Below are 295 nucleotides of genomic sequence, written 5' to 3'. Positions count from 1 at the left end.
CATCTCCACAAAGCGGTCCAGCGCCTGGGCAGTGACAGCGGAAACATCCTCCCACAGCAGCTCCTCATCCACATCGGCGTGGCGGGTGGTCAGCACATCGGGAAAGCGGGCGATCATCCCGGCGGTCACATCGTACTTGACCTCCAGCGTCTCAGACAGGTCCCGCAGGGCCTGCTGGTAGCTCTTGGCCAGCTACTGATTCACAGCCTCCACGGTATCGGCGGCATCCACGGTATGCACCGTCAGGCTCAGTTCTACCTTGCCGCGGGTCACCCGCTCGTTCAGCTGCTTTTTC

The 295-nt window shown here is 62.0% G+C and carries 1 protein-coding gene; it reads right to left on the bottom strand.

Going from position 1 to position 295, the window contains the following annotated elements:
• Positions 1 to 192: YicC/YloC family endoribonuclease (locus P0G09_RS19525; RefSeq protein ID WP_342760582.1), on the bottom strand; the 192-nt coding region annotated here is incomplete at its 3' end.
• Positions 193 to 295: the final 103 nt, after the last annotated feature.

This window comes from Faecalibacterium sp. DFI.5.82 (assembly GCF_029076575.1).
Classification (GTDB): Bacteria; Bacillota; Clostridia; order Oscillospirales; family Ruminococcaceae; genus Faecalibacterium; species Faecalibacterium duncaniae.
Note: the sequence above shows the minus strand (reverse complement) of the source record. Positions and strands in the feature narration are given on the sequence as shown.